This is a genomic window from Acinetobacter sp. IK31 (genome assembly GCF_035615195.1).
In the GTDB taxonomy this organism is placed as follows: Bacteria; Pseudomonadota; Gammaproteobacteria; order Pseudomonadales; family Moraxellaceae; genus Acinetobacter; species Acinetobacter calcoaceticus_C.
In genome coordinates, this window is the sequence record NZ_JANBOB010000005.1 from 37,233 (window position 1) to 50,774 (window position 13,542).

14 protein-coding genes are annotated in these 13,542 nt (G+C 38.6%); 7 read left to right on the forward strand and 7 right to left on the reverse strand.

Annotated elements, in window-relative coordinates; genetic code table 11:
- Position 1: 1 nt before the first annotated feature.
- The 3 genes from nuoN (at position 2) to MSG66_RS03845 (ending at position 2,646) form a co-directional block, all read left to right on the forward strand.
- Positions 2–1,498, forward strand: a complete 1,497-nt coding sequence (gene nuoN / locus MSG66_RS03835; RefSeq protein WP_003653461.1) for an NADH-quinone oxidoreductase subunit NuoN — start codon at positions 2–4, stop codon at positions 1,496–1,498.
- Positions 1,499–1,598: 100 nt separating this feature from the next.
- Positions 1,599–2,234, forward strand: coding sequence for a uracil phosphoribosyltransferase (gene upp, locus MSG66_RS03840; protein ID WP_262474411.1), 636 nt, complete (start codon positions 1,599–1,601; stop codon positions 2,232–2,234).
- 118 nt (positions 2,235–2,352) lie between these two features.
- On the forward strand, positions 2,353–2,646 hold the full coding sequence (locus MSG66_RS03845) for a cold shock domain-containing protein (RefSeq protein WP_202743679.1): 294 nt from the start codon (positions 2,353–2,355) through the stop codon (positions 2,644–2,646).
- Positions 2,647–2,844: 198 nt separating this feature from the next.
- Here MSG66_RS03845 and gigC read toward each other — a convergent pair whose 3' ends face one another.
- A complete protein-coding gene (gene gigC / locus MSG66_RS03850) occupies positions 2,845–3,729 on the reverse strand; it encodes a LysR family transcriptional regulator GigC (RefSeq protein ID WP_004641477.1) in 885 nt (294 codons plus the stop codon).
- An 86-nt stretch (positions 3,730–3,815) separates the two neighbouring features.
- Here gigC and MSG66_RS03855 point away from each other — a divergent pair, with 86 nt between their 5' ends.
- The gene (locus MSG66_RS03855) at positions 3,816–4,577 is read left to right on the forward strand and encodes a ferredoxin--NADP reductase (protein ID WP_324652424.1); all 762 of its coding nucleotides are present in this window, start codon (positions 3,816–3,818) and stop codon (positions 4,575–4,577) included.
- Positions 4,578–4,625: 48 nt separating this feature from the next.
- Here the strand turns inward: MSG66_RS03855 and MSG66_RS03860 are convergent, their stop codons facing one another.
- The gene (locus MSG66_RS03860) at positions 4,626–5,045 is read right to left on the reverse strand and encodes a hypothetical protein (protein WP_171056780.1); all 420 of its coding nucleotides are present in this window, start codon (positions 5,043–5,045) and stop codon (positions 4,626–4,628) included.
- A 290-nt stretch (positions 5,046–5,335) separates the two neighbouring features.
- Here MSG66_RS03860 and MSG66_RS03865 point away from each other — a divergent pair, with 290 nt between their 5' ends.
- From MSG66_RS03865 to MSG66_RS03875, 3 genes are all read left to right on the forward strand, one after another.
- The gene (locus MSG66_RS03865) at positions 5,336–5,569 is read left to right on the forward strand and encodes a hypothetical protein (RefSeq protein ID WP_202743677.1); all 234 of its coding nucleotides are present in this window, start codon (positions 5,336–5,338) and stop codon (positions 5,567–5,569) included.
- 222 nt (positions 5,570–5,791) lie between these two features.
- Positions 5,792–7,456, forward strand: coding sequence for a mechanosensitive ion channel (locus MSG66_RS03870; protein WP_202743676.1), 1,665 nt, complete (start codon positions 5,792–5,794; stop codon positions 7,454–7,456).
- 128 nt (positions 7,457–7,584) lie between these two features.
- On the forward strand, positions 7,585–7,755 hold the full coding sequence (locus tag MSG66_RS03875) for a hypothetical protein (protein ID WP_075431236.1): 171 nt from the start codon (positions 7,585–7,587) through the stop codon (positions 7,753–7,755).
- Between the two features lies 1 nt (position 7,756).
- On the opposite strand, the gene MSG66_RS03880 is transcribed toward MSG66_RS03875, so the two are convergent.
- The 5 genes from MSG66_RS03880 to MSG66_RS03900 all read right to left on the reverse strand — a co-directional run bounded on the left by MSG66_RS03880 (position 7,757) and on the right by MSG66_RS03900 (position 13,377).
- Positions 7,757–8,956 (reverse strand): NAD(P)/FAD-dependent oxidoreductase, encoded by a 1,200-nt coding sequence (locus tag MSG66_RS03880; RefSeq protein WP_324652428.1) that lies wholly within the window; start codon positions 8,954–8,956, stop codon positions 7,757–7,759.
- A gap of 109 nt (positions 8,957–9,065) precedes the next feature.
- Complete coding sequence (locus tag MSG66_RS03885; protein WP_324652430.1) at positions 9,066–9,944, reverse strand: 1-aminocyclopropane-1-carboxylate deaminase/D-cysteine desulfhydrase; 879 nt, start codon at positions 9,942–9,944, stop codon at positions 9,066–9,068.
- Between the two features lie 64 nt (positions 9,945–10,008).
- Positions 10,009–11,127: an HlyD family secretion protein gene (locus MSG66_RS03890; RefSeq protein ID WP_324652432.1), complete on the reverse strand. Its 1,119-nt coding sequence runs from the start codon at positions 11,125–11,127 to the stop codon at positions 10,009–10,011.
- Positions 11,128–11,167: 40 nt separating this feature from the next.
- Complete coding sequence (locus MSG66_RS03895) at positions 11,168–12,811, reverse strand: MFS transporter (RefSeq protein ID WP_262474400.1); 1,644 nt, start codon at positions 12,809–12,811, stop codon at positions 11,168–11,170.
- The gene (locus MSG66_RS03900) at positions 12,808–13,377 is read right to left on the reverse strand and encodes a TetR/AcrR family transcriptional regulator (protein ID WP_042896863.1); all 570 of its coding nucleotides are present in this window, start codon (positions 13,375–13,377) and stop codon (positions 12,808–12,810) included. Before MSG66_RS03900 ends, MSG66_RS03895 begins: the two co-directional genes overlap by 4 nt.
- Positions 13,378–13,542: the final 165 nt, after the last annotated feature.

A 13,542-nucleotide genomic window follows, 5' to 3' on the forward strand; every position in this document is an offset into this window, starting at 1 on the left:
CATGAACTTCACAGTATCACTCTCTACGCTTATGCCTTTAGCTCCGGTGATGATTGTTGCTTTGACAACAATCGTCGTCATGCTGTTAATTTCTATTAAGCGTAATCATAATTTAATCGCAACAACTTCTGTTGTTGGTTTAAACCTCGCTGCACTTTATATTTTATTTGCAGTATTTGGCGGTAAGTTTGTACCGGCAAATGTGATGGGCATGTTTATGGTTGATCCATTTACCATGTTCTATCAATTTATGATTTTGATTGCGGCATTGGCTTGTTGTACTTTGTCTCACGCTTACATCGAAACTTATAAAGATAACCGTGAAGAACTATATCTTTTGTTACTTGCTTCAGTAGCAGGTGCAATGTTGATGGTTGCAAGTTCTCACTATGCATCGTTCTTCATTAGCCTTGAGTTAATGTCGATTCCTGTATATGGCTTACTTGCTTATACTTATCAACGTAGTAGTTCACTTGAAGCTGGTATTAAATATCTTGTACTTTCAGCGACAGCTTCTGCAATGTTGTTGATGGGTATGGCATACATCTATGCATATACTGGTTCGCTTTCATTTTATGATTCTGTACAGGCTTTATTTGGTGCAATCAAACAGCCAATGGTGTTATTAGGTTTAGCACTCATTATTTTTGCTGTTGCATTTAAATTATCGCTTGCGCCGTTCCATAAATGGACACCAGATGTATATGCAGGTGCACCAGCGCCAATGGCAACTTTCTTGGCGACCGCTGCTAAAGTTGCAACCATTGGTTTGTTCGTGCGTTATATGCTTGCTTCAGGCGCAATTATGGTGGACTCGTTAGTTACTATTTTGACAATCATTGCAGTATTGTCGATTTTAGTGGGTAACTTACTCGCTGTTCGTCAAGTTAACTTAAAACGTATTCTTGGTTATTCATCTATTGCTCATTTTGGTTATTTGTTAATTGCTTTAATTAGCATGACTTATGCGAGCTTGGGTAGCGTAACTGTATATGTGGTGTCTTATGTATTAACAACTATCGGTGCTTTTGGTGCGGTAGCGTTAATGTCTAGCCCATATAACAACGTAGATGAAGCACAAAGCCTTGCAGACTACCGTGGTTTGTTCTGGCGTCGTCCAGTACTTACAGCAACTTTAACAGTCATGATGTTATCTTTGGCTGGTATTCCATTAACCGCAGGCTTCATTGGTAAGTTCTTGGTTGTAATGGCTGCTGTAACAACTCAACACTGGTTCTTGGCTGCAATGATTATTGTGGGTAGTGGTATTGGTTTGTACTACTACTTACGTGTGATGGTTGTAATGTATATGACACCACCAGAAACCCCTCGTATTGATGCAGATGCTCACTGGGGTCAAAAAGTAGGTGGTTTAATGGTATTGGCTGCTGCTGCATTAGTTATTATTTTGGGTGTTTACCCAGATCCAATGATTAATTTGGCATTAAAAGCCGAAATATTATCTCCATTACATTTCATGCTTTCACAACAACAATAATCCTAGTGTACAAAAAAGCCTCCAAATCTGGAGGCTTTTTTTTATTGGGCATTAAAAAAAGATTATAATAAATACGTTTTTATATTTTTAGGTAACATCTGTGGCCATTCAAGAAATTCGTCACCCACTTATTCGTCATAAATTAGGTTTGTTACGTCGTTCTGACATCAGTACTAAGAATTTCCGTGAGCTTGCTCAGGAAGTGACTATGTTGTTGACTTATGAAGCAACAAAAGATTTACCAGTTGTGGATTGTGAAATTGATGGATGGGCTGGCACTGTTATTACCCAGCGTATTGCTGGCAAAAAAATAACGATTGTACCGATTTTACGTGCAGGAATTGGTATGCTGGATGGCGTACTTAATTTGATTCCAAGTGCAAAAGTGAGTGTTTTAGGTCTTGAGCGTAATGAAGAAACATTAGAAGTTCGTACTTATTATAAAAAACTAGTTCCAGATGTCGCTAATCGTCTTGCAATGATTATCGATCCAATGTTGGCAACAGGTAACTCATTAGTGGCTGCCATTGATGTGTTAAAGGCAAGTGGCTGTAAAGATATACGTGTTATGGTATTAGTAGCTGCCCCAGAAGGCGTTGCTAAAGTTGAAGCCGCTCATCCAGATGTGCAGATTTATACAGCATCTATTGATAATGGCTTAAATGAACAAGGCTATATTGTTCCTGGTTTAGGTGATGCGGGCGATAAAATTTTTGGTAGTGTCCAAAAAGACTAATTTTTGAAATAACGATAAAAAGAGACTTAATCAAACCGTAAAGTTTTGAGGGCGGATTGAAAGTCTCTTTTTTAATTTTCTACTGTAATGTCAGTATTGAAAAAGTAGGGTGAAGATCATGAAGCAAGAGTTTTATACTGGAAAAGTTAAACAATATGATCCTGAAAAAGGATTTGGTTTTATTGGAACGGTTGAAGGAGATATTTTCTTTCATATTTCGGATTTTCCTGCATCAGAAGGCGAACCGAAAAGAAATGAAAAAGTAAAATTTCTTGCTGTAGATAATCAGGGGAAATTTAAGGCTATAAAGATTGAGCGTATCGATCCTAATCCGTCTAAAACCAAAAAAACACAAATCACCGATCATAATAAAGCGATTACAACAGAGTTGTTATCACATTTTCGACGCTAATAGTGTTCTCAATCTTCAAGGCTATCTTAGGGCAGAGTTTAGCTAAGACCAGCAAGGAAGATTTTTGATAGTGTGTGGAATGAGTAAGTAATATAAATTAAGGGAGGTGTAAGCTTCCCTTAATTGTCTTAAATAATAAAATGAAAAGAATGGTGAGTTATCTGAGAACAACTCAAGATGGCACTAGAAGATCAGGTCTTAAACCTGCTCTTCACAGAATTGTAAGAATGCTTTGAGGCCAGGACCTTGGTATTTTTGACGGTGTACCAACATGTAAAGTGGGCGAGTAAGTTGCCAGAATGGCGTTTCTAAAATAACTAATTGTTCTTTTTCAATTAAAGGTTCAATAGCGAGTTTAGAGATACAAGACATTCCTAAACCACCAGCAACGATTTTCAAGATCGCTTCATTGTGACCTAGGGTAAGACGAATATTAGCGTCTGGTAGATCTTGCAAAATAGCATTATCAAACACTTCACGAGTTCCCGAACCTTCTTCACGTAAAATCCATTCAACCTGATAGAAATCATGTGCTGTTAAAGGTCGATTTAAACGTGCTAGAGGGTGATCTGGGGAGCAACATACTGCAAGCTCATCATCACGCCAGTGAATACATTGAAGTTGAGGCAGGTGACACGAGCCTTCAATTAATGCCAAATCAAGCTGAAACTGATTGACCGCTTCAATCATTTGACGTGTGTTGCCCACCTGTAATTGCAAGTGTGCCTTAGGGTGATATTGTAAAAAGTTCGCCATTAAATCTGGCATGAGATAATCACTGATCGTTAGAGTTGCCCCAATACGTAAATCAATGCTTTGTAACTCACCTTTTGCAGCTTGCTCAAAAGCTTCACAGCGACCCAATATTTCTAGCGCTTGTGGCAATAGAAAGCGACCAAGATCATTGAGTTGTAGGCGTTTACCTAAACGATCAAATAGAGGGGCACCAAGACCATCCTCTAAATCGGCTAAAGCCATACTTGCTGCACTTTGCGTCAGTCTGACCGCATCACTGGCTTTGGTGACAGTTCCTTCTTGAGCGACTGCTACAAAAACAGCCAACTGGCGTAATGTCATGCGCATGTTTAAAAAGCCTTAACGTTTAAAAGTATTCATTATTTCGGCTGTCATGCTAACATGAGCGCACTATTTCATGCCACGTTGAAATCATGTCAATTGAAAAATTTAGCGTAGAAAAAGTTTTATCTGTACACCGCTGGACCCCAACTCTTTTCAGTTTTACCATGACTCGCCCTGCACATTTTAAATTTACTGCTGGGCAATTTGCACGTATTGGACTGAAAGTTGGAGAAGAACTTGTTGTTCGTGCCTATTCGGTCGTGTCTTCACCATTTGATGAAACGCTAGAATTTTTCTCAATTGTGGTACCTGATGGTGCATTTACCTCAAATCTTCAACATTTGAAGGTAGGAGATGAGCTTTATTTAGAAAAAATACCTTATGGTTACCTTACTTTAGCTCGTTATCAACAGCCTTTACCGCATGATTTATGGCTATTAGCAACGGGTACTGGTTTGGCGCCGTTTTTGTCGATGCTGCAAGACTTCGATACATGGTCGAAATATCAAAAGATCAATTTGATTTATAGTGTACGTACCGCAGCCGAGTTAGCTTATGTCGATCGTATTCAAGAGATTGCTGAAACTTTTGGAGAAGGGCACGTCGGTTTTAAATTTATTTCAATTATTACTCGTGACCCATTGGTACAGTTACATGACCGTTTGCCGGTTTTGATTGAAAATGGTGAATTAGAAAAAGTTGCTGGTATCGAATTGAGCTCTGCCACAAGCCATGTCATGCTTTGTGGAAATCCACAAATGGTAGATGACACGAAAGAAGCTTTAAAGCGCCGTGGTTTGACGATGAATCGTCGAGGTGAGGGAAATATTGCAGTAGAAAATTACTGGTAACAAACGATAATTAAAAGAACTTTAAAATTATTTTTATGGATATGTTTATTAATGGACAAACATATCCATAAATTCACGAATTTCAGAAATTGCGCTGTCTACATCGCTTGAAAGCCAAGTCGGTTCAAAAAGGCCTGCATAATGTTCTAAACGGTCTTGGGGAACAACTAAGCGAACAGGACAATCTTCTTCAAGTAAACGCCAAGGCAAAATCGGAACTTCATTGTCCAGAAAAATATTGATATTACGAATATCAACAATCATGGCGTTAATGCAGTCAGGAAATGGCATGACTGAAAACTCTTCAGTACGACGACGAAAATACTCCAGATCACCCCATTTGAGTTCATAACTTGGTTTATTAAATTCAATAATACCAATGAGATGCTCATCTCTTGTCTGGTGGATATAACATTGATGTGTGACGTCAGTGTCGAGATCAAGAGTTACGTTTTGCTGACGATACATCATAAAATAGAGCGGCTTTAAAACAAGGGGGCTTATTATAGCCTATTTTCTAAAAAGTAAGCGCTAAAACATATTGTATTACAAATGGGATATAGATGAAGTGGGTGAATAATTAGAAATTATTTTTAATTGTCTAAATTTGTGTGTGCAAATTTTATACTATTTTTATTATTTTAAAAGTAGAGTTTTGCAATCACAGACACCTTAGCATAATGCTTTTTCACACAACGCAACAAAGCAAATTGCTATGATGAATATAAAGCTAATGATAATAGAAGAGGGGAAAGAAGATGCATGACTTTTCAAAACCACCTCATGTGACGAGTCCTGAAGAAACTGCGAAAAAAAGAAGATTGCCAGTTTATATTTTAATTATTGTTGGGCTTTTTCTTCTTGCACTTATTGTCTATATGGTCGCTGACCATAAACAGACTCCTAAAGAAGAGGGAGCTTTTCAAAATGAGACCACACCACATGTAATTAAGGGTAGTACTGATTTAAATTTAAAGACCTATATAGGATAATAAACGAATCAGTTTATCTTGATATCAAGCCTTTAGGTGTAAACCTGAAGGCTTTTTTGCAACCTTTTGCATCAATTTGTTGTATTTATGCAGAAGTGTGTTGATTAGAAAATATTCAAAACATAATGTGAGATAGACCGCATTCATCGTCATTTTTTACAACGAATGGTGTTTCCTAGAGATAACACTGAAAAAGAACATAACAAGTGAGGACATAACAATATGAATGATTTTTTTGATGGGCCTCGCGGCGCTCAATTTGATGCCATGTATTACTGGGACCAGTTTCATCCTATTCTGGCTGCAATAGTAATCTTATTAGTTGGTTGGATCATTGCTTTATTGGTAGCAGCAGGTGTGAAAAAGCTTCTACAAAAAGTAAATACTAATGCCAAACTATCTTCAGCCACTGGCCGAGCCCCAAATATTGAAGGACTGATATCCAAGGTTGTATTCTGGTTTATTTTGATCTTAGCTGTTGTAGCGGCTCTAAATGTGCTCAACATTAGTGGAGTGAGTGGCCCGTTCAGCAATATGGTGAATCAGGTACTTGTTTACATTCCAAATATTATTGCTGCTGTGGTGGTGGGTTTTATTGGTTGGATCGTTGCTCGACTGGTGCGGGCAGGGGTTACCAATCTTTTATCCAGAACTCAACTCGACGATAAATTAAGTAATGAAGTAGGTGTAGGTGGAATTAGCCAAAATATTGGTGAGATTCTTTACTGGCTTGTATTATTACTTTTCCTTCCGATTGTTCTTTCAATATTAGGACTAACCGGCTTACTCATCCCAGTTCAGAATATGGTAAATGAAGCAGTTGCTTTCCTACCAAATATCTTTATTGCTGGCGTTATCGTTTTTGTTGGTTATATCTTGGCAAAAATTGTACGCGGCATTGTTGAAGGTCTAATTAATAGCTTAGGAGTTCAGGCTCAAGCGGAAAAAATTGGTCTTTTCAAAAGCTCTAATGTAGGTAAATTCCTAGGTTCGTTTGTTTTTGCCATCATTATTATTACCACATTGATTGTAGCGTTCGAAGCTTTAGGTATTGAGACAATTTCTCAGCCAGCAACAGCAATGCTGAATGAAATCTTACAAGCAATTCCAAACATTATTGCGGCTGGTTTAATTTTACTGGTTGCCTATATTGTTTCTCGTTTTGTTGGGCGTTTGGTTGCAGAGTTAATTGCAGGTACTGGTGTTGATGAAATTCCGGCCAAATTAGATGTACAACGCTTTTTAGGTCAAACTAAAGTTTCTAGTGCTGTCGGTTGCCTAATCGTATTCTTCACCATGCTTTTTGCAGTATCTGAAGCAGCAGATCGTCTTGGTTTCGACCAAATCAGTGGTCTAATCGCAATGTTTATCCATTTCGGTGCAAACATTCTATTGGGTGCTGTAATTCTAGTAATTGGTTTCTGGCTAGCGAATATTGTGGCGAATGTGGTTCAACGTGGCGAATATAATAGCTCGCGTTGGTTAGGTAGTTTAGTTCGTGTCTTAATTATTGGTCTTGTACTTGCGCTTGGTTTAAGAGCGATGGGCATTGCGGATTCAATTGTTAATCTTGCATTTGGTTTGACTCTAGGCGCGGTTGCAGTGGCTTTCGCTCTTGCATTCGGTTTAGGTGGTCGCCAACCAGCAGAAAGACTTTTAACTGATTTGCTTGATAAAGCTAAAAAAGAAGCGAATCAACCAAACCCTCTTTACCAACCACCTTCAAGTACCAGTAGTGCAGCTCCAGCCACCACTACCTCTACGCCAACAACTCCACCATCAACAGTTTCATCTGATGCAAAACCAGCGGATTCTGTACAGGTGAATCCAGCGCAACCGCCAGTGAATAAACCGTTTGGTTCGACAGGCGAAAATGATGAAATTTAAGGGAATTAAATTAAATTTCAGATAAACAGTACAAAAAATCTTTGATTTTTGTGATAAGTTCGACCACTCTATATTGAGTGGTCGTTCTTTTTTGGCCGTTATAAAAACAAATAAGTGAGGAAAATACGATGAAGAAACCAGGTCGTTTTTTAGCACCGATTGTCATTGCCGGAATTACGGTAGGTTTTTTAGCAAGTGCTTATAAATTTGTATTTAGTAAGTCCGAAAGCTCAAAACAAGCTACTTCTCAGCCGCAAGATGCACAAAATGCATCAAATAGTTCGAAAAACTCAAATTAGCTTATACGTATTGGGCAGCAGCATAGGCAGAAGACCATGCCCACTGGAAGTTGTAGCCTCCTAAATGTCCGGTCACATCAAGTACTTCGCCAATAAAAAACAGTCCTTTCTGCTTTTCACTTTCCATGGTTTTGGAAGATACTTCCGTTGTATCTATTCCACCTAAAGTAACTTCAGCGGTACGATATCCTTCTGTTCCAGACGGTTTAACTGCAAAGCCATGTAACTGCTCGGCAATATGATCTAGCTGCGCATCACTGATATTACCAATCGCTGTTTCGCTCTGCTCTGACCAGATGAGTTGTTGTAACTCTTGGACAATACTTTTGGCTGTAAACTCATTAAGAAGGGTGCGTAATAAAACTTTAGGCTGCGCTTTCTTTTTATCTTTTAAATAAGTTGCCAAATCTTGGCTCGGGAAAAAGTCAATTTTAAAACTTTCTCCTGAATTCCAATAATTTGAAAGCTGCAAAGAACTTGGTCCACTCAAGCCACGGTGGGTAAATAATAACGCTTCAGTAAAGCTATTTTTTGAGTTGCTTAACGTCACATCCAAAGCATTACCACTTAAGCGTGTGGTTACTTCTTTAATGTGATCTGAAAAAGTAAATGGAACTAAACCTGCACGAGTTGGGAAAACCTGATGACCAAATTTTTGTGCCAGTTCATAGCCAAAACCAGAACCGCCTAAAGTTGGAATCGATAGTCCACCAGTAGCCACCACTAATGATTCACAAGTAAATTGACCTTGATTGGTGTTTAGTGAAAATCCACCTTTTTCCAAGGGTGTAATTTGTCCAACTTCGCAATGGGTTTGGATATCCACATTTTTAGTTTTATTACATTCACTCACAAGCATTTCTAAAATTTCTTTAGAACCGTTTAGAGTAAATAATTGTCCATGTTTACGTTCTTCATAAGCAATTTTATAGTCACATACCAAGCCAATAAAGTCCCAGTTACTGTAGCGTGACAGGGCAGAAATAACAAAATGCGGATTATGAGAAATAAAGTTATCAGGCTCGACATACAGGTTTGTAAAATTACACTTACCACCACCTGACATTAAAATCTTTTTACCAATTTTATTGGCTTTTTCTAAAATTAAAACCGAGCGCCCTCGTTTAGCAGCATGTGCAGCCAACATGAGTCCAGAAGCACCTGCACCTAAGACAATGACATCGACATGACTGTTAGACATAAGAGATTCTCGATTAATCTTGAAAATTTAAAAGGGGCATATACTATCATGCTAAGGCTTAGTCATGCTAAAGACATTTATCACGGTAGTGAACAATGTGACCTAAAAACTAGTAAGTTATTGATGTGATTTTCCCTTGTAAACCACCAGAATGAATTGCCAGAATACGAGTTCCTTCAGGAAAGTAATTATTTTTGATAAGGTCAAACAGACCGAACATCATTTTTCCCGTATAGATCGGTTCAAGTGGTACCACATGTTGCTCTTCAAATTTTTGGATAAATGCGAGTAGCTCAGGTGAAGTTTTAGCGTAACCACCACAGCAGTAGGCATCTGTCAGTGACCAATTCTGTTTTTTAGTCCACTGCATAATATCTCGTTTTAGAAAATTACCTTTTAATGCAGAAAACCCTAAAATCTTTTGATGTGGGGCACTTCGTTCAATCAGCCCAGAAATAGTCCCTCCAGTTCCGACTGCACAGCAAATGACATCATAGTTTTGCAAATCACTTTGACTGAGAATTTCTTGACAGCCTCGTACTGCTAAATCATTAGTACCGCCTTCAGGTATGAGATAGGTTTTTGGAAAATGATTGTGTAATTGTTGAAGATAATTCCCATCATTTCTCAAACGATATTCATTGCGTGAGACGAAATGCAACTGCATTCCTAACTTTTGAGCATTTGCTAATGTTGGGTTAAGTGGTTGTGTGGCGAGTTCTTCTCCACGAATAATGCCTACACTTTTTAAGCCATAAAGATGAGCAGCATAGGCGGTCGCAGCAATATGATTTGAATAAGCTCCGCCAAATGTCAAAATACGGGTTAACCCTTGTTTTTGGGCTTCTAATATATTGTATTTTAATTTAAAAAATTTATTACCCGAAATTTGAGGGTGAATTAAATCTAATCGTTTAATATCGAGATGTACGGAATAAGGTAGGTTAATAGACTGATAGGGAACAGATGAAGCAATGTGATCAAACATTAGAAATTGAGAAAATAATGATTGATCACATTGTAGCTTTTTAAACAGAATTTTAAAAAACTAATTAAGAGCTTGTGTCGACAGAGGTAATAACTGACATACCTGGACGTAAGTATTCAAATCCTTCTTGATTTGGATCTATCGTAATACGTACTGCAATACGCTGAACCACTTTGGTAAAGTTACCAGTCGCGTTATCCGGTTTTAAGACACTAAATTCTGAACCAGCAGCTGGTGATATTTGTTCAACATGGCCTATAAATTTTTTGTGTTTCATGGCGTCGACTGTAAACCATGCTTTTTGCCCAACTCGCATATTGGCAATTTGAGTTTCTTTGAAATTGGCAATTACCCATGTTTGTTGGGGAATCAAATAGAGTAATTGTGAACCAGCAGCTACGTATTGACCAACACGAGGGTTTACCTCACCAAGCTGCCCATTCATTGGGGCAACAATAACGCTATAGTCTTTGGTGGTTTGTGCTTGGTCTAATTGAGCTTTAGCACTAGAGACCTGTGCCTCTAACCCCGCTTTAGCCACTTGTGCTGTTTTTAAAGCTTCTTCGGCTACTAAAACATTTGCTTCTGCCTGTTTGAGTGCCGCAAGGTTATTTTCTGCATCTGCTGCTGCTTTATCTTGTTCAGATTTAGATGCAGCTCCACTATTACCCAACTGTTGATAACGTCTGAGCTGCGCTAAAGAGAGGTGGTATTGAGCTTTAACTTGATCAACTTTGGCTTGTGCTGCCACAATATCAGCTTGTTTCTGAGCAATGGATTGGGTTTGATTGGCTAAGGTATTTTTAGCCTGTTCAACGCCTGAAGCAGCTTGTGTGACTTTTTGATCGTAAGTGGTTGCATCAATATGCATTAACACTTGACCCTTTTTGACATGGTCAAAATCTTTTACTAATACGTCTTTAACATAGCCATTAATCTGAGAAGATAAAATGGTAGTTTTACCTTTGACATAACTATTGTCAGTTTGTTGGACACTGGTTGCAAAAGGTCCAATTCTCCAAGCCCATAAAATTACTAAAATACCGACTATTAGAACTACCAGCATCCACAATAAAGTAGAGCGCTTGGTCGGAATGAGTTTACTTGCAGGTGCTGGTTCGTTAGACGGAGCAGGGGCTGCTTGAGGTGGAGTTTGTTCTGGTTTGTTTTGATCATCTGACATATATAAATCTCAATTTCTATTTCATCAAAAATGAAAGCCATTAAGGACGGCTAATTCCTCTGCGCTGTAGATATTTGCTTCGTGCAATATTAAATCCACCCCATAAGAGCAGAGCGACAGCAAAAATACCATTTAATGCAATAACATCATTGTAGGCGCGTACCTGAGCCTCACGAGTCACAACTTGATTGAGTGATCGCATGGATTGAGCAGTTTGTAACGCTGGATCATTCGTTGTGATGGCCGCGCTACGTTGATAGGTTGAAAGTCTTTGAGCGACTAAAGGGTCTGCTTGTTCTAAATCTTTAATCATCTCTGCTTGATAGTTTTGCGTACGATGCTGTTGATAGGTCGAGAAGAAGGAGGAGCCGACTAAGCCACCGAAAGTTTGCGTAGCAGAAAATAATACGATGAAGGTCACTACATAAGATGGACCTTTAGCCAGTGTTTGTGCAAAGCCAATTAAAAGTAATGGTCCAATAAATAAGCCACCTGCAAAGCCCACCAAGAACTGACTCGCAAAGAAGTTCACCGGCCGAACATCACTGGTTAAGTGATAATCTAGTCCACATGCAACCAAAATCAGAAACTCTGCGAAAAGTAAATGGAAGATAATTCGTTCGCGTGAAAAAGTAAGCGCACTAAAAAGTGTTCCACTTAAAATTCCCACCAATATGATGACATAGAGTGGAACAAACTGATCAGGACCCATTCCCATCGTTTTTAAAAAATTAACGGCAGCATAGCTTTGTTCTGACATTAATAGTCGGATTGCAAATGCACCAAAAATAAAGCGTAGAGTTGAAGAGGCGCCTAGCCAACGGGTCATAATGAGTGGGTTAGCACGATAGTGTTCGTAGAGTAAACCGAGCACAACTAAGCTAAAACCTGCAATTAATACGTAAGCAAGCCATTCACTATTAAACCACCATAAAATTGGACCTTGTGTCAGCACAATACATAAGCATGCAAAACCTGGGGCTAGCAAAGCAAAGGTGAAGAAATCCTGTTTCTCGAATACATATATTCTTAAGCTCCGTGGTAATTTCAATGAAACGACCATGGCTAAACAACAAAGCGCTAAACCAAGCTCAAAGGTATAAAGAACAGACCAACTGTCTGTATTTACAAGAAATGGAGAAATAATCCAGGCTAGAGGTACGCCGAGCTGCTGAAAACCGAAGGCAATATATATTCCTTTTGCCATGTCTGCTTTTTTAAAGGCCTGCATGGTGTAATACATACCTAAAGAGCTTAGTGGCGCACCCGCTAAACCAGCAACGACCCGAGCAAATAACGCCATTTCATAGGTATGCACAAAAATATGTAAAATAAGCACAACAATAAAAATTGCTAAGCCTATTTCTGAAAATAGGCGTAAACCATATTGTTGTCTGGCTTTAAATAAAATTAGATTTGAGCTGACATTTGCCATGACATAGGCAGCAGGGAGCCAAGCCGCTTCAGAAGGAGTGAGCCCATACTCGCCTTGAATTAAAGGTAAATTTGCCGTAATAAAGCCATTACTTAAACTTGCCGAAAGGGCGACAAATAAACCGATAAAAAAGTAAATAAATCGCTTAGGTACAGAATGTACAATGGCGGCTGGTGAACCAGGCAGAGTTGGTTGTTCTTCTGGAGTCCAATCTGGAGGTGTTTCTAAGTAACGAGGCGTTTTACTCATTCTATCCCTCGAATTTTTTGTATTTGAATACCATGAAATAGTAATTCAATTGCTCGTTTTGCTAAGCGAGTCTGTTCTTCTGGCTCATGTCCTTGAAATGAAGAACCTAACATTGCTGTGACCATTGCATAGTCATCGGCAGTAAGATCAGCTCTGCACAGTTGTTGTTTTATCGCATTTTCAATCAGTGGGTTAAGTGCATTATTTCGCCGTTCATAAATTTTTAACATAATTGGGTCTTGTCGATCAATTACTCTCCAAAAATCTTGCAAAATTGCGAGCTTGGGGAGTTGTCCAATATGTCCTTCAATTAAACGAAATAAACCATCCTCGAATTGTTGAAAATAAGCTGCTTTTTGCTCTAGCTGTGTAATCGCACGCTCTAAAAGGGCGCTAATTAACACCTTGCGATCACCAAAATTACGATAGAACGTCGCTCTTCCTACCCCTGCATAATCAATGACGACTTGTAAAGGGACATTAATGCCATGAATACGAAAACATTCTTCGGCTGCATTGAGTAATTCATCCCGATTATGGGCAGCAATTTTTTGACGTTTACTCATGTCATCGTTTAGAGAATTTTGAAGTTAGATATTTAACGGACATTTTTGTCCGTTGTGAAGATAAAAATTGTAAAAACATGAAAATTCATTTTTCATCATTTATATTTTGTGCTCTTTTAAATGCGTCATAAAAAGCTGCTAGAATACCGCGCAATTACATGATGC

Excerpts from the sequence above, each read along its gene's own strand:
- MSG66_RS03870 (WP_202743676.1), top strand. The coding sequence starts at position 5,792 with ATGAATGATTTTTTTGATGGGCCTCGCGGCGCTCAATTTGATGCCATG.
- MSG66_RS03880 (WP_324652428.1), bottom strand. The coding sequence starts at position 8,956 with ATGTCTAACAGTCATGTCGATGTCATTGTCTTAGGTGCAGGTGCTTCT.
- nuoN (WP_003653461.1), top strand. The coding sequence starts at position 2 with ATGAACTTCACAGTATCACTCTCTACGCTTATGCCTTTAGCTCCGGTG.
- MSG66_RS03895 (WP_262474400.1), bottom strand. The coding sequence starts at position 12,811 with ATGAGTAAAACGCCTCGTTACTTAGAAACACCTCCAGATTGGACTCCA.
- MSG66_RS03890 (WP_324652432.1), bottom strand. The coding sequence starts at position 11,127 with ATGTCAGATGATCAAAACAAACCAGAACAAACTCCACCTCAAGCAGCC.
- MSG66_RS03865 (WP_202743677.1), top strand. The coding sequence starts at position 5,336 with ATGCATGACTTTTCAAAACCACCTCATGTGACGAGTCCTGAAGAAACT.
- MSG66_RS03860 (WP_171056780.1), bottom strand. The coding sequence starts at position 5,045 with ATGTATCGTCAGCAAAACGTAACTCTTGATCTCGACACTGACGTCACA.
- MSG66_RS03885 (WP_324652430.1), bottom strand. The coding sequence starts at position 9,944 with ATGTTTGATCACATTGCTTCATCTGTTCCCTATCAGTCTATTAACCTA.
- gigC (WP_004641477.1), bottom strand. The coding sequence starts at position 3,729 with ATGCGCATGACATTACGCCAGTTGGCTGTTTTTGTAGCAGTCGCTCAA.
- MSG66_RS03875 (WP_075431236.1), top strand. The coding sequence starts at position 7,585 with ATGAAGAAACCAGGTCGTTTTTTAGCACCGATTGTCATTGCCGGAATT.
- MSG66_RS03855 (WP_324652424.1), top strand. The coding sequence starts at position 3,816 with ATGTCAATTGAAAAATTTAGCGTAGAAAAAGTTTTATCTGTACACCGC.
- MSG66_RS03900 (WP_042896863.1), bottom strand. The coding sequence starts at position 13,377 with ATGAGTAAACGTCAAAAAATTGCTGCCCATAATCGGGATGAATTACTC.
- MSG66_RS03845 (WP_202743679.1), top strand. The coding sequence starts at position 2,353 with ATGAAGCAAGAGTTTTATACTGGAAAAGTTAAACAATATGATCCTGAA.